This is a genomic window from Pseudoflavitalea rhizosphaerae, assembly GCF_003991355.1.
Classification (GTDB): Bacteria; Bacteroidota; Bacteroidia; order Chitinophagales; family Chitinophagaceae; genus Pseudobacter; species Pseudobacter rhizosphaerae.
This window is the reverse complement of sequence record NZ_RCSU01000002.1, coordinates 499,232-524,359: the sequence shown is the minus strand read 5'-3', so window position 1 is coordinate 524,359 and position 25,128 is coordinate 499,232. Positions and strand designations below refer to the sequence as shown.

The following is a 25,128-nucleotide window of genomic DNA, read 5'->3' as shown; positions in this document are numbered from 1 at the left end:
TTTTTTCGAAAGGCGCTAGTACAGTGATGACTTCCGGTTGTTTCTAAAGTATGTAAATGCTTACCTATGGAATACGTGATTCAGTCGAAAGCTGAGTATGATGCAGCTATGGAAACGATCAGGGAAATGATGCAGAGGGGAGAGGATAATTTGACGGATGCTGAGCGAAGTTCCTTTTTCCGGATCGCGGTTGCGCTTGAACGTTTTGAGAATTATTTCCTGGAAAAGAGTTTTTATTCTCCTTATATCTGCTGAGTTACAGATCATACCTGAAGCGCACTACAGCGCTCTTCATTTCATTGCTCGAGATCCTGATCTCATATTTTTTGCTGCCTGCCGTTACGATCATCAGTGAAGTATTTGGCGGGATGCGTCCCAGGTTTTCAGCATACATCATCAACTCATAATCAGTATTAGGCATGGCATTGATGTGCAGGGTGAGGGGTCGGTCGGTCAATCTTTTTTTGTGTAATAGCAGGGCGCCATTGAGGAAGATGCTAACTGTATCGTCATCTATTTCAGCATTGTCGTACAGATCGATTCGGATAAGTGATGTATCTACTTTGAGTGTTTGCACCAGGTCTTTTTCCCTTTGTTTAAGAGGGAGTTGTTGCTGGAGCCTGGCGAGACTATCATCCTGCTGGATCGTAACAGGAAAGATCGGTTGTGCTTCACGGTGAAGATCGATATTACCTGGCACGCAGGCGTTGTTATTACCCATTTCGTGACCACTCCATTGGCCTGTAAGCAGTTCATCTGCGCCCTGTTTCGCAAAACTCAGCTGATAGGTTTTGATACAGGGGATGCATTGTGGCGGCACATTGTAACTGAGCACACTGCTTTCTATCAGTACCAGTCTTTTCGTTTGTGCATTGTATCTGCCTTTGAAGATGGTTTTGGTGAATTGCTCCCTGCTCACGTAACTGTAGGCATTGCCCATGATCAGTTGCTCATTGCTGTAGTAGATATGCAGCTCCAGTCCATATTCCGGGAAACATCCCTGTGCGCCCTGCGTACGTTTGCCGCGCCAGATGCCGGTAAGGTTCTGGGCGATGGCCAGTTGGGAAATAAGTACCAGGGATAGAAGGAGAGCAGCCCGCATCAGGAGTATTTCCATTAATTTCCAACATCTCTATCAATTCCGCCATCAAAATTATGTAAGCGGTAATCAGGGTGTGGCCAGTCGCTCGCCTCTGGCGAGTGACTTGTATTTGCTCGCCTCTGGCGAGCGGGTGTGGACACGCAGTTCTTATTTCGGCTTTTCATATTTGAAAACCACCACGGCATTTTTTTGTTCGGTGGACGTGATGCGCACTTCGTAATATTTCTTGCCTGCATTCACTACCATCAATGATGTGTTCGGCGGGAATTCCCCGAGGTTTTCAGCCACCATCACCAATTCATGAAGGTCATCTTCTTCACTCAGTTCGATCTCGATGGTAAGCGGCTTGTCTGTCAACCGCTTTTTGGATAGCACCAGTTTTTTATTGTGGTAAACGGAAATGGTATCGTTATCGATGGTGCCGTTATCGTAAATATTGATAATAAGTTTTCTTGCGTCAGTAGTAATGGTTTGCACCAGTTCATTCTGCCTGCCGGAAATTACTTTCGGTGTGGGAAGCGTAATGCGGGGTTTCACATCCACTTTTTTGATGGTGTCCAGTTTCGGTTGAGGTGGAAGGCTGGTCAGTGGTTGCGGAGTAGCAGGTTTCACTACAGGCTGCTGCGTCTTTTTTGTAGTGTTGCTACTGGTTGTGGGCGTACTTTTTTTAGTACCTGAACTTTTTGTGGTAGTGGTGGTTTTGGCAGTTCCGGTGTTCGGTTTTGCTGCCGGATTTGATTTGGGTGCAGGTTTTGCAGGTGCAGCTTTGACTATTGGCGGTTTTTTCTCCGCTTCTTTTTTCAGCAGAAAGGGTTCCTTGTAGAAATCGGAAGTCTGCACTTTTCGCAGGAAAACCCTTCCACGTCCACAACTGGTGGAATCGGTAGTGTTCATGCTGCTGTAGGAACCTTCCAGGAATTCTTCATTGCCTATTTTGGAATACTGCAGAAAATACGTCATGATACAAGCATCGGACCGGCCGCTCATGCGGACTTCCACAATTTTCAATTCTTCAAGGAATACTTTGCCGGTGGAGGGATTCACTGTGCCCCGGCAGGTGGCTTTACCATAGAACACTGTAGTGAGGTAGGAGTAAGTGACCCCCTTAAAAGCTTTGGCGGACTGATCTACCTGTAATTCGATCTTGTACCGGCTTTCCTGTCCGAGCGCTTCCAGGTAACGTGCCTGCTCACCCTTAAAATTACCTCTCCAGATACCTGTAAGGTCCTGTGCAGATGCTGAAATGCCAATACCAATCAGAAGAAAGAATATAAATCGCTTCATGAATGTTCCCTCACTGTAGCAAATTAGTTAAAACCTTAGTTTACGACAAATATCGTAAGTGGCAGTCTGCAAATTCTTAGTTAAATTTGCAGACCCCGGTAGTGTTCAAGGGCAGGCTACGAAAAATCAAAGCCGCCAAGATACAGTATTCCGCGGGATCGGCCTCATAAAAAAAGATACACGGAGTTAAACATTATGATCAGGATTACATTCCCCGATGGAGCAGTACGGGAGTATCAAGAAGGAATTACTGCACTGGAAATAGCGAAATCAATCAGTGAAGGGCTGGCCCGAAAAGTGCTGGCTGCCAGCGTGAATGGCCAGGTGTGGGATGCCACGAGGCCGATCAATGAAGATGCAACGGTAAAATTGCTCACCTGGGATGATAAGGATGGGAAAGCTACTTTCTGGCATTCATCAGCGCACCTGATGGCTGAAGCCGTTGAAAGCATGTTCCCCGGCGCCAGGTTCTGGGTGGGGCCTGCACTCGATAACGGAGGTTTCTATTACGATATCGATCTCGGTGGCAGTTCCATTACAGAAGAGGACCTGGCAAAGCTGGAAAAGAAAATGAATGAACTGGCGAAGCAGAACAACCAATACGTTCGCAAAGCCATGCCCAAAGCAGAAGCCGTATCTTACTTCACTGAAAAAGGAGATGAATACAAACTCGATCTGATCAGCAATCTGAATGATGGCGAGATCACTTTCTATACCCAGGGCAATTTCACCGATCTCTGCCGTGGACCGCATATTCCCAGTACTGGCCCCATCAAGGCCATCAAGCTCACCAATATTGCCGGCGCCTATTGGAAAAATGATTCCAGCAACAAGATGCTCACCCGCATCTATGGTATCACTTTTCCGAGCCAGAAAGAACTGGATGAGCACATTCAAATGCTGGAAGAAGCTAAGAAGCGCGACCACCGCAAGCTGGGCAAGGAACTCGGCATCTTCACCATGGACGATGATGTTGGTCCTGGTCTTCCACTCTGGATGCCCAACGGAACCATCATCATTGAAGAGCTGGAAAAACTGGCCAAGGAATCGGAACAGGCTGCCGGTTACAAACGTGTGGTAACGCCACATATCGCAAAAGAAAGCATGTACCTGACTTCTGGTCACCTGCCTTATTACCAGGACAGTATGTATCCGCCCATGGAGCTGGATGGTACCAAATACTACCTGAAAGCGATGAACTGCCCACATCACCACAAGATCTTTGCGGCGGAGCCACGCAGTTACAAGGACCTGCCTTTGCGCCTCGCTGAGTACGGGACCTGCTATCGTTATGAGCAGAGCGGTGAACTTTTTGGACTGATGCGCGTGAGATGCCTGCACATGAACGATGCGCATATCTATTGCAGCCGCGAGCAGTTTGCTGCCGAATTCCGCGCCGTGAACGACATGTACCTGAAATATTTCAACATCTTCGGAATCGATAAATATGTGATGCGACTCAGTCTGCACGAGCCTTCCAAGCTCGGTCAGAAATACATCAACGAGCCGGAGCTCTGGCTGGAGACCGAAGAGATGGTTCGCCAGGTACTGAAAGAAAGCAATATCCCTTACGTGGAAGTTCCCGATGAAGGCGCTTTCTATGGCCCGAAGATTGATGTACAGATCTGGAGCACCATCGGACGTGAATTCACTCTCGCCACCAACCAGGTGGATTTTGCCCAGGGCAAACGCTTCCAGCTGGAGTATACCGGAACAGACAATACTCCCAGCACCCCGCTGATCATCCACCGTGCACCACTGGGTACCCACGAGCGGTTTATCGGCTTCCTGCTGGAACATTATGCCGGTAAGTTCCCAACCTGGCTGGCGCCGCTGCAGGTGAAGATCCTGCCGATCAGCGACAAGTTCCTGCCCTACGCAAATACTCTTTTAGAATCTCTGAAAAATGCGGATATTCGTGCAGAGGTAGATGATCGCAACGAAAAGATCGGTAAGAAGATCCGCGACACTGAGCTGATGAAAGTTCCGTATATGTTCGTTGTAGGAGAGAAAGAGATGAATGAAAATAAAGTATCCGTGCGCAGACAGGGTAAAGGTGACCTGGGAGCGATGGATATTGAAACCATGATCAACCAGCTCAGGCAGGAGATCAAAACGCGGAAATCAGAATAGAAGTGGCCCGCGACCAAAGTCCACTTTGAAACTTTAAAATTGTAAACGTAAAAATTGTAAATGGCATTTCCACCAAGACCACCGAGAGGTAACTTTAATCCGCGTTTCAGAAAAGAACAGCAACAGGAACATCGTACCAATCACATGATCAGGGTACCGCAGGTGCGGTTAGTAGGAGATAATGTGGAAGTTGGCGTCTATAACACGCAGGATGCTCTGCGTATGGCGCAGGAACAACAACTTGATCTGGTTGAGATTTCCCCGCAGGCGGATCCCCCGGTGTGTAAGATCATTGATTACAATAAATTCCTCTACGAAAAGAAGAAGAAGGAAAAAGAGATGAAGGCCAAAAGTAAAACGGCTGAGGTTAAAGAGATCCGTTTTACACCAGGTACCGATGATCACGATTTCGATTTCAAAGCACGCCACGCAGAATCCTTCCTGAAAGAAGGCAATAAAGTAAAAGCCTATGTTCAGTTCAAAGGCCGCGCCATCATGTTCAAGGAAAGAGGTGAACTGGTACTGTTGAAATTTGCAGAACGTCTTGCCGAAGTTGGCCAGCCCGAAGGGCTTCCCAAACTGGAAGGTAAGCGTATGCTGATGATCATCGCGCCGAAGACCGCCAAGAAGAAGAAAGAAGGTCAGGAATAATCCTGATCCCTTCCAATCAATGTATAGAAGGTTGTACCTGTTTCCAGGTGCAACCTTTTTTATGCTGCGGGCAGTCGCTCGCCTCCCGGCGAGTGACCTGTATTGGTTCGCCTCCGGCGAACATTGTACCGCCTGCTGCGAAATACTGCTTAAGAATCCGATCGGTTACATTTATTTTTGCAGCAAATACAGGAGCATGAGACGTGATGTTTTTCAGGCCATCGCAGACCCCACCCGCAGACAGATCCTTCAACTGCTGAGCAGACAACAACTGACGCTCAACGGTGTTACCGAACATTTCGATATGAGCAGACCCGCCATTTCCAAACATATCCGCATCCTCACTGAATGCGGACTGGTCACCATCAAACAACAGGGCAGGGAAAGATACTGTTATGGAGAGCTCAACAAACTCAAAGAAGTGGCAGACTGGCTCAAACCTTACCAGATATTCTGGAATAACAAAATGGATGCGCTCGAAAAATTCCTCCACAACACCAATGAAAAAAAGCCCAGATACAAAAAGTAAGAAACTTACTTCCTGATTTTGCAAATTTTTTTCTTCATTCCCGTAGTTAAACCGGCAGAAATTACATAGCAGAATTTTACGGGATTCTTCTTAGCTTCCATAGGTTATTAGCAAACTTTGATTACTTTTATTTCGTTGTAATCAGCCATTCACTTTCCCTTCATTCAAAATGCATCGCATCATTGTGCGATAACGGAGATCCTTATCCGTGTTGAATTTTATAAACTAACATGATTCTCTCATGGTCTATTCTGATGATGAACTCCTGCAATTGTTCAATGATGGTACGGAGCGGGGATTCAATGGAGTGTACGAAAAATTTTGCCTGAAAGTATATCACTATGTACTTCGGATGGGCATCGGTAAAGACGATGCAATGGATATTACAACCGAAACCTTCATCAGGCTGTTCAAAAGGAAAAAAAAATTCGAACGGCTCAATAATATTCTTGCTTACCTGCTCACCACTGCCCGGAATGCTACTATAGATATGGTCCATCAAAAAATGAAAATGGGACAAATGAAGGCAGACTTGCATGCATTAAGAAATGAAGACGCATCTGCAGAATTCTGCGAAGAAGTGACACAGGAAACCCTGAAAGCTGTGCTGGATGAAATAGACAGGCTGCCCAATCAGTGCAGGACCATTTTCATTCTAGCCTTCCTGCACGGAAAAAGCAACAGTGAAATTTCCTCTCAGCTTAATATCGTGGAAAAGACCGTGAGGAACCAGAAACATAAAGCAAGGCAGCATCTTCGCATGACGATCCCGCTGAAAAACTGGCTTAAGAACTGGGTACTCGGTCTTGTTGCCTGATAGTTATCCACTTTTCCAATTTTCCTTTTTGAAAAAACGGGACAAACGGCCCATTTCCCGGTTTTATATATGAGAGCATCCTTCTCAATGATACTTTATGCCGGAAACTGTAAAAAAGATAGCAAGCCTCATTTTGAAATACTGGAGGCAGGAACTGGAAGAAGATGATCTGAATGAACTGCTTGACTGGGCCAATCATACGCCCGCCAATAAGGAAGCATTTGCCAGGCTCATCAATCCGGACTTCATTGTTGGCAGGCTCCGTGAACTGACCCTGGTGAAGCAGGAAATGAAGCAAAGGGTCCGGACAGCACTGCAGCTCAGTGAACCGGAAGTGCAGGAAGAAGAGGAGATAACGGAAAAGGACAAACGACAATTTCGAATCTTTGATTTTCACTGGTGGAAATGGGTAGCTGCAGTAATCCTGCTGCTGATTGCCGTATTGTTGTTCTTATGGTTCAACCAGTCCTCTTCCCGAAGTAAAGTAAGCACTGCAGAAGCCAACATTGCGGTGGAGGCAGAAACCGCAGAGCTGCCGGCACGAAGCCAGGTCAGGTTTGAAGATGGCAGGCTCTTATATCCCGATACCATGCGTTACGGCACTGTGCTGGAATATGGTCGATTGAAGCTGACCAGGGAGCCAGGTGGTGTTCGCTTCATAACAATTGCTGCAAACGATATTGCTGACAGCGCATTGTTCGCTACCATTACCACACCACCGGGGGAGAAACTTACCGTTTGGTTGCCTGATGGCACGGAAGTGAAATTGAATGGAGCCTCCCTGCTGCGATTCCCTGAAAGGTTCAGTGCCCGGGGCCGTGCTGTGGAAGCCAGCGGCGAACTTTATTTTGATGTGTTGCAGCAGGGTGCCGGCGGAACCAGTAATCCCTTTTTCGTGCATACCTCAGGCATGAATATGGAAGCCCGGGCGGCCCGCTTTAACGTGCATGTATATTCGCAGGAAAAGCTGGCTGCAGCAACGCTGGAAGCAGGCAGCCTGCGTGTATGGAAACAGGTTTTGCATACAGGCCCGGGTTTAAACAGAAAAGACAGGCTTGATGTGGTCCTGGAGCCCGGACAACAGGCGCAGGTCAGCAACAGTACAGATGGATCGGATATGGGTGGGATCCGGGTGGACAAAGCAGACCTGAAGGAAGTATTATCATGGAAAAACGAACAGTAGAATAAATAAAAAAACACCGTGTAGCCGGTTAGCCATTGCAGGCAGCTCCGGTACACAGAGTGAAAACCAGGAAGGGGCTAATCATTGAATTAATTGCACATTGGTTCCGGAGGCGGAAGAGGCGGGAACGGTCTGTATATAACGCGGGTGCCGGTAGCACAGGGCAATTTTAACCACCCATATTTGGTTTGCCGGAGCGACAGGGCATTCCAATGTATAGCCCATGAATACCGGAAAGACATTTGATTATGCTGACCCTCTGCATCCTGAACATAATCAAAGAATCCCCCGTGCTTCATAGTTACGCACTACCAGCAACCCGGTTATTACAGCTACTTCTCAAGGGCCTTATAGTGTGATCGACATAAATGACAATATTGCTGAAAGCTCACTTTTCATATATGCTTCATTTCAAATTTACCTCCGTAGTTTCTGTTACCTTTATGAATTCGGGATAAAAACTTTCGTAAAAAATAACATTGAAACTCAGTGGCGTAGGAGGGATGTATGTAAGTGGTAACACGTAGATATTCGTATATGCTTAGACGTAAAGCCGGGTATTTACTGCATTTTTATTGGTTGATTCCCTATAGGTTCAGTAGATTTATAACCATTAGCATTCTTTGTTCCGGTCCCAGGCAAAACTTTTGGTTAAGGCTCTACTTTTTTCATTCTTCCGCTTATTGGTTTTTTCCCAACTTTTTTCCTGCTTTCCACGTACCTGTTGGTAATCTGAGATGAGTAACAGAAATCAGGTACTATGAACATTGGAACTTGCGTTGTATCTTGCCGCCAATTTCCCTCAAACGGGGTATTATTGGCGCGAATATTGCGTAATATGCCCGGATCCGGAAACGGAACTTCCCCCAATCTCCTTTGACCGAAATTGTCCAGGCCCTTATCGGAAAACTGCTTTACACTTTTCTGAAACCAAAAAATCTCTGTATGCGCAAGCTATTGCTATGTTGCTTACTCTTACCGTTGGCAGGTTACTCCCAGCAAAGACTTCATCTTACGCTCCTGGGTGGATTTTCCAATTACCAGGGTGATCTTCAAACAAAGTATTTCACACTCAACCAGGCCAACCTTGCTGTTGGCGCCGGTCTGCAATATGATATCACTCCTCATATTGCCGCCAGGATTGGTTTTCATTACGGCAGCCTGGAAGCAGACGATAAACAGAATACCGGCCTGCTCCGCGCACGTAACCTCAACTTCCACACAAAGCTTGTGGAAGGCAACCTGCTGCTGCAATACACCCTGTTCGATCTTTCAGAAAGGCGCCTCTCTCCATATGTTTTCGCCGGTGCGGCCATCTATCATTTCGATCCATACACTTACGATACCCTCGGTAATAAGATCTTCCTGAAACCCCTGAGTACAGAAGGGCAGGGGCTTTCTCAGTATCCCAACCGCAAAGAGTACATGCTCACTCAATTCGCCATTCCATTCGGTGGAGGCGTGAAGTTCCGTGTGTCTGAAAATGCCACGCTGGGTTTTGAAGTGGGTATCAGGAAACTCTTCACAGATTACCTGGATGATCTGAGCACACGTTACGTTGATCCCATGGTACTGGCATCGCAGCGCGGGTTGAAAGCCGTTGAAATGTCTTACAGGGGAGGTGAACTGAAAGGCGGTAATCCCAATTATCCTGCACTCAATACTGTGCGTGGAGGAGAAAAGAACAAAGACTGGTATTATATCACTGGTATTACACTCACCATCGGACTGGGAGGTAAAGGTGGCGGTGATTCCTATTCCGGCTGGAATGGAAAAAGGTCGCAACTGGGCTGCCCCAGGGTACGACAGTAGAAAAATACTGAACTCAATAATAGGTTGAACCATCTTGTATCGCATGCAGGGCTGTGATGATCTCACGGGTATCTGCATGCGATTTTACTATCATGCCTTCAACGCCCAGTTCCTTCAGTTCACCGGAAGGAATCCGTTCGCCAAACAAAGTGGTCACCAGTATTTTTACGGCAGGGAAATTAGTTCGAAGCCAGCGGAGAACAGTCATACTGTTATTGCGGCTGCTCTTAAAAGCGATGATGGCTATATCCGGAATCCCGGAATGATTCAAAGCCGTTTCAAAGCCTTCTTCCATCCTGATTGTGTTGATCACAGAAAAGCCGTTTCGATTCAAGAAATCTCTCAGCACTTCCCGATAAAGGTCATGATCATCCGCAATCATGATTTTGATCATGGTTAGCATACATTAATGGTTAATGATCCCGGAAATTTTAAAATAGGGTACGGATCATTTATGCCGATCAATCAACTGTGGATGATAAATAAGGATCAGTAATTAAATAATGGGATTATAAGAAGGAGAAGGTTTGCAATAGAAATGATGCACTGGAAAAAAAGGTCCGTGTAAAAACGGATACCAGATTGAAATTACTATTACTTTGGTAATCAGAAAAATAATATGTCGTTAATTGCATCAGTTCATTGTATCATGGTAATTCAAACTACATCGTCTGCTAACTGTTCAACATAATTATTGAACATGTTCAGGTATGGCCCAAATTCCTTAAATTGCCATACGCATCATCTTACTGTACAGGTCCAGGCTCTGGTAATAGGCATTAAACCTTTTTTACCATACTTACCAATTAGGAACCTATGAGATCATGGCTCCCTGTGACTCTTATTCTATCTGCATTGCTTTGCCGCCAGGGTTCAGCTTCCGCCAGCGATAAGGACAGCCTTCAGGTATTCTTCCGCCGTATATTGCTCCAGAACCAGCAACAAAAACTTCCGGATTCCAGCTACATCAAAAAAATGGATTCCACTGTTTTCCACTGCTTCGACAGACCGGATTTCCCACAACTCCTGGAACAATACCGGCATATCGTTTTCAATGACACTGCATTCAGAGAAAGACGGATCATTTATTTTCAATACCGGGGAATTCATAGTGTAAACAATAATAGTACCGGGCAGAGTATTTTCTGGTTCGGTAAGATGGCTGAAGAGGCAAAAGCCCAGCACAACACTGCACGCGAACTGGCTGCCAACCGCGCCATGATCACCATATTTGCCGATAATGAAGACTATGAAAAATGTTACCAGCGTTTCGATTCCATAGCTCCGCTACTCAAAACGCAGGCCGATTCTGCTGTCTGGGGAAAAGCCAAAGGCATCATGATCGAAAATGTTTGCGGTATCCTCGGAGCCATGACCAGTCTTTTTTATGAACAAAGGAAATACACGAAGGCATCAGAAGCCGAAGCGATGCTCCATCGGGTAATGGAAGCAGTGAGCAGTGCTCCTGCGAAATATGAGCCCTTCCTCAGTAAGATACGTATCTCTGCTACCGAAGCTGCTTTTGCCAAAGCACGATATGAACAGGAAGATCCAAAGCTGGCAGATTCAGCCTTCCATCAAACCCTTTACTGGATCCGTTCTTCCACCACCATGAGTGAGGCCATGAAACCATTCTTCGAATATGATGCTTACAAAGCAGCGATCGAATATTTCATGGAAACGGGGAGAACAGACAGCGCCGCCAAATACCTGGCCCTGTTGCACCAGATGGACCTGCCCATCATCCGCGCCCGCAAGCAACAGTTCTATCACGAACAAATGGCCCTGCTGCTGCGGGGCAAAGGAAAACTGGCGGAAGCCTATTCGCACAACCAACTGGCCCTGTCGCTGAAAGACAGTGTGCTCAAAGCCACCCTCACTGACAGGGATAATAACGTATACGCACAAACGCAAATGGAATATAGTCGAGCTTTGCTGAACGAGGCGGAAGATGCCCGCGCCAAAGCGGAGCAGAAGAATATCTATCTCATCCTGCTGATCGTTTCCAAGCTGGTGCTTTTTACAGTACTGTTCTTCTGGCTGAGGCAAAGGCAGCGAAATAAATTCCTGAATGCCAAACTGCGTATGGCGCGCAATATCCATGATGAGATCGGGCCTCAGCTGCTCTACATCAAATTGCTGGCGAGAAAGGAAAAAGAAAGCGTGGCCGCTGCTTCGCCCCACCTGGTGCAGATGGAAGGGGCCATTGGCACTGTAATGGAAACGGTGCGCGGCCTATCACACGATCTCAAGTCGGACCTGGAACTTTCCACCACGCAATTGTATGAAGATGTACGCGCGCTGCTTGAAAAAACGGAAGCGCTCACAGGCATCAATTATCAATTCTATTTCAATAAGAAAGACAAGCCCCTGAATTATTTTCAATACCAGCATCTGCGCAATATTCTCTCGGAACTGGTGAACAATACGTTGAAGCATGCAGAATGGAGCCGGATAGATACCATGCTGCAGGTATTATCCCGCAGGATCAGGATCGTATACACCGACAATGGACAGGGCTTCGAACCTGCCTACGAACAAAAGAACGGCATTGGTCTGGCCAATATCAGGGAGCGGGTACACAAGCTCCGTGGTGAACTGAGCCTGCGCAACAATTATCCCGAAGGTTATACTATCGAAATAAATATCCCATTTTCATGAAACCACCTTATCAATCAGTACTTGTGATAGATGATCATAAAATGATCATCAATGGCATCAGGGTAACCATCCAGCATCTCTTCGAACAATTTCACGAAGCTTATTCCGGTGAATCCGGCGTGGAGCAGGCAGTGAAGCACCAGCCGCAACTGGTGATCGTGGACTTCCGTTTGCCGGACATCGAAGGGAATATGGTAGTGAAAGAAGTCAGGTACAAATGTCCGCAGAGCCGGATACTGGCCTATAGTTTCAACTTCGACGAAAATGCCGTGAACAAGATGTTCTCCGTAGGTGTAAACGGCTATGTGCTCAAGAACGAAGATGAAGGCGAATTCCTTAAAGCCATTGAAACCATCATGCTGGGCAGGGACTATTATTGCCGCGAGGCCCGCAATCATATCATCAACCGCATTTCTTTCCAGGACGATAATACAAAGCACCTGATCCAGGACATGGAGTTCACCAGCAAGGAAGTGGAGATCATCCGCCTGATCTGTTACCAGAAAACCGCCAGGGAGATCAGTGACCAGGTCTATCTCTCCGAGCGCACCGTGGAACAGTACCGGAGCAATATCAATAAAAGGATCGGGGCCCGCAACCTGGTGGGCGTGATAAAATTCGCCCTGAAAAACGGCCTCATCCGGATCGAAGAGTTGTAGTAACTTGCGGGCCATAATCTGGAACCATGGCATTCAGCAATCAGCAGCAATTCATCAATGAACTGGAAAAGGCAGGGGAACTGATCCGCATCAAAACCTATGTGGACCCCAAACTGGAGATAGCAGAGATCACAGACAGGATCAGCAAAGAGCCCGGTGGCGGTAAAGCACTCCTGTTTGAAAATACCGGGTACGATTTTCCCGTGCTGATGAATGCCTATGGCAGCGAACGCCGCATGTGCCTGGCGCTCGGCGTGGAAAAACTGGATGATATCGCCGCAGATATCGAACATCTTTTCAAACTCCTCACAGGCCCCAAAGAAAGCCTGCTCGACAAGCTTCGTCTTCTTCCCAAGCTCAGTGAATTTGCCAGCTGGATGCCCAAAGTGAAAAAGGGCAGGGGCGCCTGCCAGGAAGTGGTGATGGCAACGCCTGATATCTCCAAACTACCCGTGATCACCTGCTGGCCCAATGATGGCGGCCCCTTCGTTACACTTCCCGTGATCCATACAAAAGATCCCAATACCAATATCCGCAATGTTGGTATGTACCGGATGCAGGTATTTGGCCCTACGCTCACTGGTATGCACTGGCATCGCCACAAAGTAAGTGCAAGACATTTCAGCGAATACAAAAAACTCAATAAGAGAATGCCCGTGGCAGTGGCGCTGGGCGGCGACCCCGCATATGCTTACGCTGCCACTGCTCCTTTGCCTGATAACGTTGATGAATACATGCTCGCCGGTTTCCTTCGCAAGAAAAAAGTGGAACTGGTGAAATGTATCACCCAGCCTGAAATTGAAGTACCCGCTGACGCAGACTTCATCATCGAAGGATATGTGGACCCCAATGATGAGCTGATCTGGGAAGGTCCTTTCGGAGATCATACCGGCTATTATTCGCTGCCCGACTGGTATCCTAAATTCCATATCACTGCTATCACTCATAAGAAGGATCCTGTATATCCCGCTACCATCGTGGGTATTCCGCCTCAGGAAGATGCATGGCTCGGGAAAGCGACAGAACGCATTTTCCTGGCTCCCATCAAAATGACCATGGTGCCGGAGATCCTGGATATGGATATGCCGGTGGAAGGCGTTTTCCATAACCTGGTGATCACGAAGATCCAGAAAGATTACCCCGGACAGGGGTTGAAAGTGATGAATGCCATGTGGGGGGCAGGTCAAATGATGTTCAACAAGATCCTGGCGCTCACTTCAGCCAACGAGTTCCCTTTAACTGATTACAAGAGACTGGCGCAGGATGTGTTCAGTAACCTGAACCCCGCAACAGACCTGAGCTTTACACAGGGGCCAATGGATGTGCTCGATCATAGCTGCAGCAAGCTTGGCTTCGGTGGTAAGATGTGCATCGATGGTACTTTCAAATATGAAGAAGAAACGGATACCAGGTACGCACTTGCCAAAAAGCAGGTGAGCATCAACGTTGGTGATCTCAAAAAATCATTCCCTGAGATCAGCAGTATCAATACAAAACTGCTGGCAATAGATATTCCCTGCATTGTGGTAAGTGTGAAGAAGAACCGAAAGGGGCATGTGAGATCCCTGCACCAGGAACTATGCAGCAATCCTGCACTCCAGGGAATCAAGATGGTCCTGTACGTGGAGCATACGGTAGACGCGAATGATCTGCCGGTAGCGCTCTGGCGTTTCTGCAATAATCTCGATCCCAAAAGAGATCATGTGCTTTCCGAACAACCATCTGCAGCGGAACCCGGCAAGGTCTGGGCCTGCATGGGCCTCGACGGTACGCTGAAAACGGCTGAGCTGGATGATTTCCACCGCGACTGGCCGAATATCATCGTAGCGGCAGACGAGACCATCGCTGCGGTAGACAAAAAATGGAATGAACTTGGCATCGGCAAATTCATTCCATCTCCATCTTTAAAATATAAAGACCAGGTTTACGGCCAGGAGGCTGTTGCCAGATCCTGACCAACTGATCATGCTTTCTTCTTGAATACGAACTGCTCACTCAGTTTGTCGAACAGGAGCTTGTAAAACTCCCTGAATGCAGGGTATTCCTGTACGTCATAGTAGGGGCGCTTGAATTCCAGGGTGATCCTGTATCCTGCAGTATTGCCTTTCACTTCTATGAAGCGACGGAAAATAATACTGGTGTCTGGCATGATCATACCAATATTCTTCGGTGGCGTTTCAAATTCGTAGCCCTCAGGTATGGTGATATTCCCGGTGAAAATATAATGCTGGTTATAACCGAAATCGATATTCGTCTGGCGCTTGTCGGCTGTGAATGGATTCTTGCTGAACCCGCCAAAGAGATTGGGTGAAAAGAACCTGTATTCACCGGAAGAATTCACCGGCAGCGAAAATTTCAGGTGCTGGTTCAGCGGCAGTGAATCCTCGGATTCTTTATCATTCTCCACAACAAGGTCTGTTACTTTCACATCGCCTTCACTGAAGAATTTTGCAGTAAATTTATCTTTTCCCTGCCTGTAGGTCCGTAACCTGGATACGCGTCCATAATCGAAAGAGTTTACCTGGCATTCGCCGGTGAGCAGCCCATCTTCATCGATCTTACCATTCACATTAATGAAGTGGCGTAAAGTGTTCCTGCTTGTCCAGAGCTGAATGAATTGCCCGCTCTGGCCTTCCAGCATATAGGCTTCCGTTCCCAGCACATCTTCCGGAATGAGATAGGGAGTGTTGGCTTTGTCCGAAGCGTCCAGCAAATAGTTGTTATCCCCGATGAAAACCAGTACCAGCACATTGTTGAACTGCTCCATGAAAGGGTAGGTGGCGTTCACCTGCCCGTGGTCCCTGGTGCTGGCCAGTACGGGTCTGGCGTCGAAGTCTGCATCGCGCAGGAGATTGAGCAGAATGAGGTTGATATCTCCGGAAGAACCCGCTTTCTTCGCATAGCTTTCTTTCACGCTGGTGCAGTAGAAATCGTTATGTCCGTCCCATGCCATGCTCTTCTGCACATGATAGAAAATGGCGCTCATTTTCTCGAAAGGTGTATTGGCTTTGGCTGTGATGGTGTTCATGGCATCATTCTTCAGCAGGTTCTTTTTGATCTGCTGACCAAATGCGGGGTGTTCCATCAGGTTCTTTGTAAGTCCAGCCCAGGTATTGGTAAGGTTTTGCGGCATCTGGTTGGGGAACTGTACGCTCGACAACTGGAAATTCACACGCTGGAGATAATCCCTTACTGCGCCCATATACGGTTCATCTTTCAGGGCGGGCACATTCTTCATTTTATAGAAGTATTCATGTGTGTTGTACTGGATGATCTCCCTGTTGTATTGAATGCTCTGACGGAACTCATCCCTTTTCTGTTCAACGGGATGACTCATATGTGCATTGGTGGTGAATTTGAAATATTCGGGTATAGCAACCCGGTAGGCGCTCACTTTAGTGGGGATCCTGTCCTGGAAGATCCAGGGCTCGATATTGGTAACGCTTTCACGGATGATGGTGTAACGGTATTCGAGAATGCTTTCGCCGATTTTCACATCAGGGAATGTGAATTTGAGTGCGGAAACATTCGAATTCACTTTTTCCCTGTACATGGATTTTTTGTCCACTTTTGTTTCCCTGATCTTTCCGGATGGGTCCAGGTTGTAAGTAACTGCATCTACGTCCAGCAGCTTTTCGTAGTTGTCGTCCGAATAATAAAGGAGCTTGATGGTGGCGCGGTCCATGCCTTTGTCTTTGAAGATCTTTAGTCTTACCCTTTTTTCGATCTTCATGGCAAATATCCAGTGGTTGCCACGCTGGAATTCTATCTCGCCGGATTCCAGCAGTATCATGGCTTCTGCATCTTTTTCCAGGTCACAGGCTTTGAGCTCCAGCTCGGCTTTGTCTATTTTTCCAAAACCGGGCAGGTCTTTGTCTTTCTGCGCATGCAATGCCAGTACCGGCCAGCAGGCGAAAGCCAGAAGTAATAATTTCTTCATGAGGTTTAATTTGTTTTAAGAGTACAGGGCTGGTACACTTATTCGCCGATGATCACCAGCCTGGCGCCATCGGTCTTGTTTACCGACTGAAAGAAATCAGCCAGTGCATGGTATTCCTTTGCAGGGATAATATGTTTTTTCAGGTTAAGCTGTGAGATGATGGTGATGCCGTTACCGGAGGCGTTTTTGATCACTTCTTTGCGATAGTAGCCATATGGAGTATCCAGCTCTTTCACGGGTGGCAATCCTTCCACGGTGAATCCATCTGGTAGCAGGTAAACGGTGGTATCGGTTTTTTCGTAAGGGAACTCGAAGATGAAATCTTTGGTGCGGTTGCTGTCAGGCTTGATGTTTTCATCGCAGATATTGTACATACGAGGGCGGAAGAAGAACTTGTTGCCGGCTTTGAAATCGTATACCTGGTCGTACGTAAAATTGATCCTGAAATTCTTGTTACCTGTTGCTGGCAGCTCTTCGAATTTGAAGTCTTCCGGTGATTTGTATTCGAGATACTGTACCAGGAATCTTTTCAGTTCTTCCCTTTCCAGTTGTTGAGCGTAATGGAAATGTTCCGAGAAATTGCCGGAGCAGGTGATATTGGCCGTCATTTCAGCTTCGCCATCCTTGTTCACTTTTATCTCGGATCTGGTGATGAGTTTGTTTTGATTGCTTTTGCTTTTGGGTGTTGCTACCAATTTCCCTCCTTCGGGCAGGAGCAGCAGCGCATACTTGTTTTCTGTGAAGGAACCCAGGTCATTCATTTCCCGCGTATTGCTGGTACATTCAAGCCACACGGTATCCTGCTGAAATGGCACGCAGAGGATCACGTGGTTGAAGCGGTTGGCGGCGAAGTTGGGGTCAACGGGTGGGTTATTGTATTCGGCATTGATCAGGGCCGGATAAGAATTGATGTCCACGGCTTTCAGCATGTAGCGCATGTAATTGGTAAGGGCCTTGCAATCTCCATACTTCTTGTCGTCCACAAAGGATACAGCAAAGGGTTTGAAGCCTCCGATACCCAGTTGGATACTCACATAGCGGTTATTCTTCTGCAAATGCCTGTAGAGTATTTTGATTTTTTCACGGGGATCAGTAACCGGAGCGATCATCTTTTTGATCTCTTCCATGCGAGAAGCGGTAAATGGTGTTGGGTCCTCGTATAACGGCCATGCCCATTGCCCAAATTCTTTCCATGTGTTGGAGCTGCCCTTTGTACCATCATATTCGAATTTGCCGGGAGCTACCTGGATATGCGGGTAATTGACAAAGGAACTCCAGCTATTCCTTTCCGAACGCATGGCTTTCAGGTTCTGCGCCTTCCATTGATAGGTGATGGCGTCGGCAGTTTTAGTTACTTCCGGCTTCAGTTGGGTATTACCGATTTTGTAATGAATATCCAGGTCCTTAGGCACTTTGATCTGGTAACTGAAATTTTCAACCGAACGGTTGGGCGACTGGATCACGGAAGCGGGCAGTCCGATATAGCTTGTCACTTTCCGGGTATAGCTGACCTCGATAGTACAGGGGTAATCTGCGGAAGGCACATAGAGCCGCATCAGTTTATTGTCTGTATGCAGGCTCACGTTATCATTGTAGGCAACGGTTTCGAAGTCTTTCTTTTTGAATTTCTTTATTTCCAAACCCAACGCATTGTAAAGTTTCACTTCGATATCATCGATCTTTTCGAACTTGTCGAACGCGTATTGCTGGTGCAGGTATCCTGCCGCATCTTTGTTCAGCAGGGTGATGATCTGGTGGCTGCTGAGATTGTAACGTGAAGGTGAAAAGATCTCGATGGATTCTTCATCGAGCCTGGAAACCGCGTCTGCGCCTTTTTTGAGGCTGTCCGGAATGGTGAGCGCAGAATAGCGCACCAGGTCAGCGGGTGTTTGAGCGGAGGTTCCGGTTGAGAAGGCAGCTAATATAAGGGCTGCCGCCAGGATTTTCTTCATAGTGGTTTTACTGATTTTTTTCTTTTAAGATGACCTGTTCATTCAACATATTGGTCATCTTCTTGAAGAATTCTTTCAGGGTGCTGTATTCGCCGGAATCGAATACGCTTCTGTTGAATTCTATCCTGAACAGTACGTTCAGTTTATTATTCGCAAATGTAATATATCTCGCGCAACTGATGCTATTATCCTGCGTGATCAGCCTGGTATCTTTGGGCAGGCTTTCCGGTACCCATCCTTCCGGCAGCGCAACCAGTTCCAGTATCTCCTGATGCTGCAGGTAGCCATAATTCACATCTGTGAACCGGATATCTGAAATAAAAGGATTGGAATGCAGCCCGGAGAACATATTCAGGTTCAGCAGGCGGTATTCGCCGCTGGCGTTGATAGGGACCTGGTAATTGAATCTCTGCTCCAGTGGCAGTGAATCATTGTCTGCATTCCTGACTTCGAAACTATCTGTTTTGATACCGGGATGCTCATTGGTAAAATATTCGGATAGCAGGAATTCCTTGCTTTTTTGCAATGCCTGTTTTCTCTCAAGCCTTGCATAGTCGTAACTCCTGGCTAACACTTGTCCATTGATCATTCCGTCTTCAGAAACGGTAGCAGTTAAAATGATCTTATTCCTGTTTTTCTTTTGCGTTTCTTCGAGATCGATAATGCCGCCTTTCTTCCTGTCTACAAGATATGCCTTCGAGTTCACTACATCCGGCGGGTACATATCTGGTGGTGTATAGATGCCTGCTGCATCCAGTACATATTTTTTATCGTTGATCACTACCCAGGCCAGTATTTTGTTGAACTGGTCGAGGAACGGATAGCCCTCCCTTACTTTACCGTGATCACGTTCGCTGACCAGCAGGGGATATACTTCCAGATTGGCTTCTTTCAGCAGGTTGATCAGCAGCAGGTTTACTTCAGCGCTGTTGCCTACTTTGTTTTTCCAGGCATCTTTCACGCCGTCCTGTATATAAAGCGTGCTGGCGCCTTTGCTGAAAATATTTTTATGAACGTATTGATAGATCAGGGACATCCTTTCATAGGGATCGGAAAGCAATTTTGCCTTGTTCAATAAATCATCTGCTCCCACATTGCGGTTGAGCTGTCCGCCAAAGTTTGCATCGCTTAACAATTCCCTGCTCAATTCAGCCCAGGTTGTCATATAACGGGTCCGCCCGCCGAATCTGCCGGCATAACCGGCGAGCTGGAATTCCACTTTCTGCAGGTAATCGCTTTTGGCATCCATGAATGGTTCATCGCGCAGTCCGGCAATATTCTTCATTTCAAAATAGGTGGTGCCATTGGCCTTATCAGTCTTCACAACAATTGGAAGCGATGGCGACTTGCTCACTTTGTAGGCGAACTCATAATTGGGAAGGATCGCCAGGTCATAACTGCTGAGCATGGTGGGTAGTTCAGTTTGGAAATACCAATCCCGAAGTCCGTTGTAATTTTTTGAGATCCTGCCGTATTCATATTCGATGATACTGCCCACGCGGACGCCGGGCAGTGCGAACTTCTTTTCGGACCATTTATCATTCACTTTGCTGTCGAAGATGGCAGAACTGGCCAGTTCTTTTCTTTCTTCACCACCATCGGGGTTTACGTTCACCACCACGGCGCGGATATCGAATAAACTTTCAAAAGCTTCTTTGGAATAATAATAGATGCTCACATCTGCAAGGCGGATCCCTTTTGGTTTCAGGATCTTCATCCTGATCCTTCTTTTGGTGATCAGGTTATGATCTTCATTGTGATTGGATTCAGCCTTGTCCAGGATGATCACTGCTTCTGCTTCGGGATCGAAGTCGCAAACTGTGATCGCTTTTTCATCCGCCATGAATTGCCCGAATTCAGGAACCTTCGTCTGACCTTTTGCATTTTGGACCAATGCAAAAAGCAAGATGGGAAGCACAAATCTCATAAGATGGTCTTTTAGTAGTTAGGGTCAGGGCTGATGACCGCAAGCTTAGGGATTAATTTACGCAAGTATAGTAAAAAAAATGTGAGGGTTCAATACAGGGGTGTTTGTGATTGACCTGGATCACTGTTTTTTCATCTTTTTAGGAATTTCAGCAATTTTCTGGCCCTGGATTGGAATGCCGGCGTTTCCTGGCTCCACCTGCCTTCGATGATAGTTATCAGCTCCGGAGCAATCTCCGGGTAATCCTTTGCCAGGTTTTGAAGAATAGAGAGTGAAAAAGCTTTCACGGCCGCTGCTTGATTGGGATCTGCAATGAAATCGAAGCAAATGCTCATCACGGTTCCCTGGTACTTTTCAGGAATGGTTACGTATTGCAAACTGCGAACAATATTACGTGTAACAGCATTATGTGTATCCGGCTCCTGCAGTTTGCGGAGTAGTTGTGCATACCAGGGTTTTATCAGTTCCGGGTATGCCTCCACGCAGCAGCTGAGTGGCCAGGCGGCCCTTTGCGTTACGCGGTATTCTCCATTGAGGAACAGCTTCATGAGTTGGGCAAATCGTTCCCTGTCATTACCGATATAAGCGGTAATGCGCATGCATTGGGCTTTGGAATGTTCTGCCAGTATGCTTTGTTCCAGGTCCATGGAATGATTTAGCTGTTGGCGAAATCCAGTAATTTCTTTTTCAGTTTTGCGCGTTGTTTGGCAGGGATCACACCTTTGAGCCAGAGCTTCATACGACCACTGAAACTGCTTTTCATTTTCTGTGTTACATGATTGTTATGCAGTTCCACATAATAGCAGCTGTAAGGATTGGTTTGAAGATAACCTTCGTCCAGTACCAGCTGGCGGTAAGCCATGAAAAGCTCCTTGTTCAGTGGAAGATCAGCATCGGTATACCTGTTCTGCTGTTTATGGAAGAGCAGTCCCTGCTTGATGCCCACACTGCTGAAATGGTAGATGCTGAGCGGGTATTGCTGGTTGATGAACCAGTTGTTATTGTTCTTGCTCAATGTTCTTTCCTGCAGGTTCCAGTAAGCCACATTATAGCCCGGATGTTTGATCACGAAAACTGATTCGAAGAACACAGGTACAAGGTTCACCCATTTCTGGTCTACGAACAATCCGGCCGGGAAATCGAAATAGCAGAAATGGCGCAGGCGTTCAGCCCACCAGTCGAGGAATGCCGTTGTATTGGGGCCCTGGCGCAAGGAGAGGAAACCAAGATTGAAAGTGCCGGTTGAAAGATAGGAGATCTCCGTAGGATGCTTGCCATCCAGTTCCATGGGATGCAGGATATGGGGTGTAAGCAGGATCTCGTAAGCCTTGTGACCATCTTCCAGTTCCTGGAGCTTACGATAGATAAGCATGTCAGGATCCAGGAAGGTGATGTATTCCGCGTCAGGGTATTGTTTGAAAAGATGCTGAAAATAGAAAGGTTTGAGCGCTGTATTGAATTCCGCGATGCTGTATTTGATCGCAATCTCTTCCAGGTCCGGGATCCCGATCTGATCGCAGGGGAGGATGGTAACATCTTTGTACCAGTCGGCCAGGCGATCATCCATTTTGTCTACCAGTCCGATGATGAAATGATAATCATTGCCGGTTGCTGCCAGTGATTTGGCCAGCGCACGCGCCAGGGAAAGGTAGTTGTTGGAACAGATTGTAAAAGCGATCTTCATACGTCTAAGTTATAATTATTTGAATGGCTTTAAGCCACTGGTTGTCTGATCAGTTTTTTCCGGAAAGCCCAGATATCTTTATAGCACTGTAAAGTGTAGCGGATAATATTCCTGCCTTCGAGTTGAATTTGTTTTTTCAATACGAAATACATGATACTGCCGCCAATGATACTGTTGAGCACAGTGGCGTAAGCAGCGCCGATACCATCCCATTTCAAAAGACAGAGCCAGGTGGTTACCAAAGCAATTACCATCATCACGGCGCTTGTCCAGAAGTTCACCACCGGTTTCCCGATGGCATCTAACGTTGATCCATACTGGTAGCCGATAGGTTTTACCAGGCTCGCGAAAATAGTGATCTGCAATATGGGAATAGCGTCGTAATAATTGGGGCCGGCAATGATGAAGATGATGAATTTCGGGAACAGGAAAATGAAAATACAGATAGGGATGATAACAGCCAGGATGGTGCCCACCATTCTCTCGAAATAGTATTTCACTTTTCCAATGCCATGCTCTTCCAGGCTTTCCACGTTTTTGGGAAAAAGTACATCTGCTGCCGCCAGTGAAGGCACATCGATCATATTGTTGATACGGGCCACGGTATTGTAGTAACTCACATACTGTTTGCCGCTGAGCGGGTTCAGTGTATTGGCCGTGATGAAATGATCGAAGCTGCGGGTAACATTGGAGCAGAGATTGGTGCCGAAAATATATTTACCGAAGTGGAACATCCTTGCGATAATACTTTTATCGTAATGGAATTTCTTCATGAGGAACTGCTTCGCTGAGTTGAACAGGATAACAGTACCAGCCAGTAATGATACCAGTTGCAGGATCATCAGGTTCATCAAGGTAAAATGTTCCTTCGCAAAGAAGAAGAGGATGAGAATACCGATGAAAAAACTTCCCTGTCTTACGAAATACGCCCAGAAAATTTGCTGGAAATGATAACGGGCCTGCAATAATATTTCAAAGTGATTGAATGGCACCAGCAATATGATAAAAGCTGCGCTCCAATGGAGCAGGGGAATGAGATCGGGCGATTTGAGCAGGTTGCTGATCAGTCCGCTGCCGGCCACCAGTCCAATGAGGGCCAGGGCAGAGAAGAGAAGATTGATCACCATGGAAGAAGACTGCACTTCCGCTTTACGGTTGGCGTATTCTGACAATCCCAGGAATTTGATGGTAGGATTACGCAGCAGTCCCTGTTTGACGGTTTCGAAGAGTGAGAGTATAGTGAGGTACAATGCCCAGATGGCCATCGATCCGCTGGCTGAAAGTCCCCTGGCCAGCACCATATAAGCTACTGCGCCGAAAAAGAACAGCGAAAACCGCTGAAGCAGGGTATAAAAAATGGAATGAAGCCAAAAGGATGATTTCAACAGTTTCAAGACATGTGCTTTGGGGCGTTATTGGTTTTTTGTGCCGGTTTGCTACCGGATAACGGTCAAAATCATAAATTATTGGATGGGAGGATATGGGAGCGGATATGGGATGTGGTTGGTAAGTACGCCCGATTTGTAATTGTGATTTCTGGTGCAATATTACACAATATTATGGGAAGATGAAAGCCTGCCACCAAAGTTATACTGGAAGATAACCTTCCTGCCTCAGATCGGGTAGAGGAGATAACCGCTGACAGCCCCGCCCAGTATGATCCAGGCGGTATTGAGTTTTTTGAAACGCCAGGTGATGACAAAACCGGCAACAGCTATCAGGATGGTTTTCCATCCCGTGATCGAGCCTTTGCCAAGTTCCACGCATACAGCCAGGATGATGGCTACAGACACGATATTCACCGTATCCAGGAATGCAGACATCAGTGCCGATCTTCTTAAAACTGGTATCAATGGATGAAGAAAAGCCACAAAAAGAAAGGAAGGGAGGAAGATGCCGGCAGTGGCTGCCAGCGCGCCTTTCCATCCGCTTATCTGCCAGCCCACAAAAGTAGCCGATGAAAAAACGGGACCGGGCGTGAACTGTCCAACCGCAATGGCATCCGTGAGTTGTTGTTTGTTGATCAGGCCCCGGGTAACAAGTTCTGCATCCAGGAAGGCAAAAAGCGCATAACCGCTACCGTAAAGTATGGAGCCGATCTTGAGAAATGACCAGAACAATTGCCAGTTAAGCACAGTAGCCGGCACCTGCAGCAATACCACCGGCATGAAATTATAGGTCTTTTGTTTTCCGGACTTCAGCAGATGTAGCAGAATGCCTGCCAGGCCTGCGAGGTAAAGTACAAGGATCTCATTGGCCCCGGCCAGTGTAAAAATTGCGGCCAGCGCCCCGATAACGCCAAGTTCCAGGTTCTTTAGCGATTTCTTCCCCAGCGAGATCATCAGGGCAACCACCACGGCGAGGATGGCTGGTTTGATCCCATAAAGGAATGGCTCCACCTCCGGTAATTGTTCATATCTCTGGTAGGCATATGCGAAAACAGCCGTTATGATCACGGCAGGCAGAATAAAACAAAGGCCCGCAACGATCAGCCCTTTCCAGCCCGCGCGAAGATAGCCGCAATGCATCGTCATTTCCGTGGAATTCGGACCAGGGATCAGATTGGTAGCGCCAACCAGGTCAAGGAAATGTTCTCCTGTCATCCATTTTCGTTTTTTCACCACTTCCTCTTCCATCATGGCAATATGTACGGCAGGGCCGCCAAAGCCTGTCAGCCCCAGTTTCAGGAAAACTGCAGCTACTTCTTTCAGTTCTTTGGAATTTTTCATCGCCGGTTTTATTGATGGACATTGCTCATTACCAAAACAAATATCAGCGATTATTCATTACGCTG

20 protein-coding genes are annotated in these 25,128 nt (G+C 47.0%); 10 read left to right on the top strand and 10 right to left on the bottom strand.

The features are described 5' to 3' along the window. The first annotated feature begins 66 nt into the window (after positions 1–66). Positions 67–255 (top strand): hypothetical protein, encoded by a 189-nt coding sequence (locus tag D9Y29_RS04830; protein WP_127125553.1) that lies wholly within the window; start codon positions 67–69, stop codon positions 253–255. A 1-nt stretch (position 256) separates the two neighbouring features. Here the strand turns inward: D9Y29_RS04830 and D9Y29_RS04825 are convergent, their stop codons facing one another. Then, positions 257–1,117, bottom strand: a complete 861-nt coding sequence (locus tag D9Y29_RS04825; protein WP_127125551.1) for a hypothetical protein — start codon at positions 1,115–1,117, stop codon at positions 257–259. Positions 1,118–1,249: 132 nt separating this feature from the next. Then, positions 1,250–2,386, bottom strand: coding sequence for a hypothetical protein (locus D9Y29_RS04820; protein ID WP_127125549.1), 1,137 nt, complete (start codon positions 2,384–2,386; stop codon positions 1,250–1,252). A 195-nt stretch (positions 2,387–2,581) separates the two neighbouring features. Between D9Y29_RS04820 and thrS the strand changes: the two genes are divergently transcribed. From thrS to D9Y29_RS04790, 6 genes are all read left to right on the top strand, one after another. Then, the gene (gene thrS / locus D9Y29_RS04815; RefSeq protein ID WP_127125547.1) at positions 2,582–4,519 is read left to right on the top strand and encodes a threonine--tRNA ligase; all 1,938 of its coding nucleotides are present in this window, start codon (positions 2,582–2,584) and stop codon (positions 4,517–4,519) included. Positions 4,520–4,579: 60 nt separating this feature from the next. Beyond that, positions 4,580–5,170 carry a translation initiation factor IF-3 gene (infC, locus tag D9Y29_RS04810; protein ID WP_127125545.1) on the top strand — a complete coding sequence of 197 codons (591 nt, stop codon included), beginning with the start codon at positions 4,580–4,582 and terminating at the stop codon, positions 5,168–5,170. Positions 5,171–5,366: 196 nt separating this feature from the next. Beyond that, the gene (locus tag D9Y29_RS04805) at positions 5,367–5,699 is read left to right on the top strand and encodes an ArsR/SmtB family transcription factor (RefSeq protein WP_127125543.1); all 333 of its coding nucleotides are present in this window, start codon (positions 5,367–5,369) and stop codon (positions 5,697–5,699) included. Positions 5,700–5,940: 241 nt separating this feature from the next. Next, positions 5,941–6,516 (top strand): RNA polymerase sigma factor, encoded by a 576-nt coding sequence (locus D9Y29_RS04800; protein ID WP_127125541.1) that lies wholly within the window; start codon positions 5,941–5,943, stop codon positions 6,514–6,516. 97 nt (positions 6,517–6,613) lie between these two features. Next, positions 6,614–7,699, top strand: coding sequence for a FecR family protein (locus tag D9Y29_RS04795; RefSeq protein ID WP_127125539.1), 1,086 nt, complete (start codon positions 6,614–6,616; stop codon positions 7,697–7,699). A gap of 945 nt (positions 7,700–8,644) precedes the next feature. Further along, on the top strand, positions 8,645–9,511 hold the full coding sequence (locus tag D9Y29_RS04790; RefSeq protein WP_127125537.1) for a DUF6089 family protein: 867 nt from the start codon (positions 8,645–8,647) through the stop codon (positions 9,509–9,511). 13 nt (positions 9,512–9,524) lie between these two features. Here the strand turns inward: D9Y29_RS04790 and D9Y29_RS04785 are convergent, their stop codons facing one another. Further along, positions 9,525–9,914, bottom strand: a complete 390-nt coding sequence (locus D9Y29_RS04785) for a response regulator (RefSeq protein WP_127125535.1) — start codon at positions 9,912–9,914, stop codon at positions 9,525–9,527. 413 nt (positions 9,915–10,327) lie between these two features. Between D9Y29_RS04785 and D9Y29_RS04780 the strand changes: the two genes are divergently transcribed. The 3 genes from D9Y29_RS04780 to D9Y29_RS04770 are packed head-to-tail and all read left to right on the top strand — an operon-like array spanning position 10,328 to position 14,786. After that, entirely contained in the window at positions 10,328–12,172 is a 1,845-nt protein-coding gene (locus tag D9Y29_RS04780; RefSeq protein ID WP_127125533.1) for a sensor histidine kinase, read from the top strand. Then, complete coding sequence (locus D9Y29_RS04775) at positions 12,169–12,831, top strand: response regulator (protein WP_127125531.1); 663 nt, start codon at positions 12,169–12,171, stop codon at positions 12,829–12,831. The genes D9Y29_RS04780 and D9Y29_RS04775 overlap by 4 nt, the downstream gene beginning before the upstream one ends. A 26-nt stretch (positions 12,832–12,857) precedes the next feature. Continuing rightward, positions 12,858–14,786 (top strand): menaquinone biosynthesis decarboxylase, encoded by a 1,929-nt coding sequence (locus D9Y29_RS04770; RefSeq protein WP_127125529.1) that lies wholly within the window; start codon positions 12,858–12,860, stop codon positions 14,784–14,786. An 8-nt stretch (positions 14,787–14,794) separates the two neighbouring features. On the opposite strand, the gene D9Y29_RS04765 is transcribed toward D9Y29_RS04770, so the two are convergent. The 7 genes from D9Y29_RS04765 to chrA all read right to left on the bottom strand — a co-directional run bounded on the left by D9Y29_RS04765 (position 14,795) and on the right by chrA (position 25,063). After that, positions 14,795–16,771 (bottom strand): DUF3857 domain-containing protein, encoded by a 1,977-nt coding sequence (locus tag D9Y29_RS04765; RefSeq protein WP_127125527.1) that lies wholly within the window; start codon positions 16,769–16,771, stop codon positions 14,795–14,797. 38 nt (positions 16,772–16,809) lie between these two features. Continuing rightward, positions 16,810–18,723 carry a DUF3857 domain-containing protein gene (locus D9Y29_RS04760; RefSeq protein ID WP_127125525.1) on the bottom strand — a complete coding sequence of 638 codons (1,914 nt, stop codon included), beginning with the start codon at positions 18,721–18,723 and terminating at the stop codon, positions 16,810–16,812. A gap of 7 nt (positions 18,724–18,730) precedes the next feature. Continuing rightward, positions 18,731–20,650, bottom strand: a complete 1,920-nt coding sequence (locus tag D9Y29_RS04755) for a DUF3857 domain-containing protein (RefSeq protein WP_127125523.1) — start codon at positions 20,648–20,650, stop codon at positions 18,731–18,733. 131 nt (positions 20,651–20,781) lie between these two features. After that, positions 20,782–21,297 (bottom strand): hypothetical protein, encoded by a 516-nt coding sequence (locus tag D9Y29_RS04750; RefSeq protein ID WP_127125521.1) that lies wholly within the window; start codon positions 21,295–21,297, stop codon positions 20,782–20,784. Between the two features lie 8 nt (positions 21,298–21,305). Beyond that, complete coding sequence (locus D9Y29_RS04745; RefSeq protein ID WP_127125519.1) at positions 21,306–22,334, bottom strand: glycosyltransferase family protein; 1,029 nt, start codon at positions 22,332–22,334, stop codon at positions 21,306–21,308. A gap of 29 nt (positions 22,335–22,363) precedes the next feature. Continuing rightward, a complete protein-coding gene (locus D9Y29_RS04740) occupies positions 22,364–23,728 on the bottom strand; it encodes an oligosaccharide flippase family protein (RefSeq protein ID WP_127125517.1) in 1,365 nt (454 codons plus the stop codon). A gap of 219 nt (positions 23,729–23,947) precedes the next feature. After that, entirely contained in the window at positions 23,948–25,063 is a 1,116-nt protein-coding gene (chrA, locus tag D9Y29_RS04735; protein WP_127125515.1) for a chromate efflux transporter, read from the bottom strand. Between the last annotated feature and the right edge of the window lie 65 nt (positions 25,064–25,128).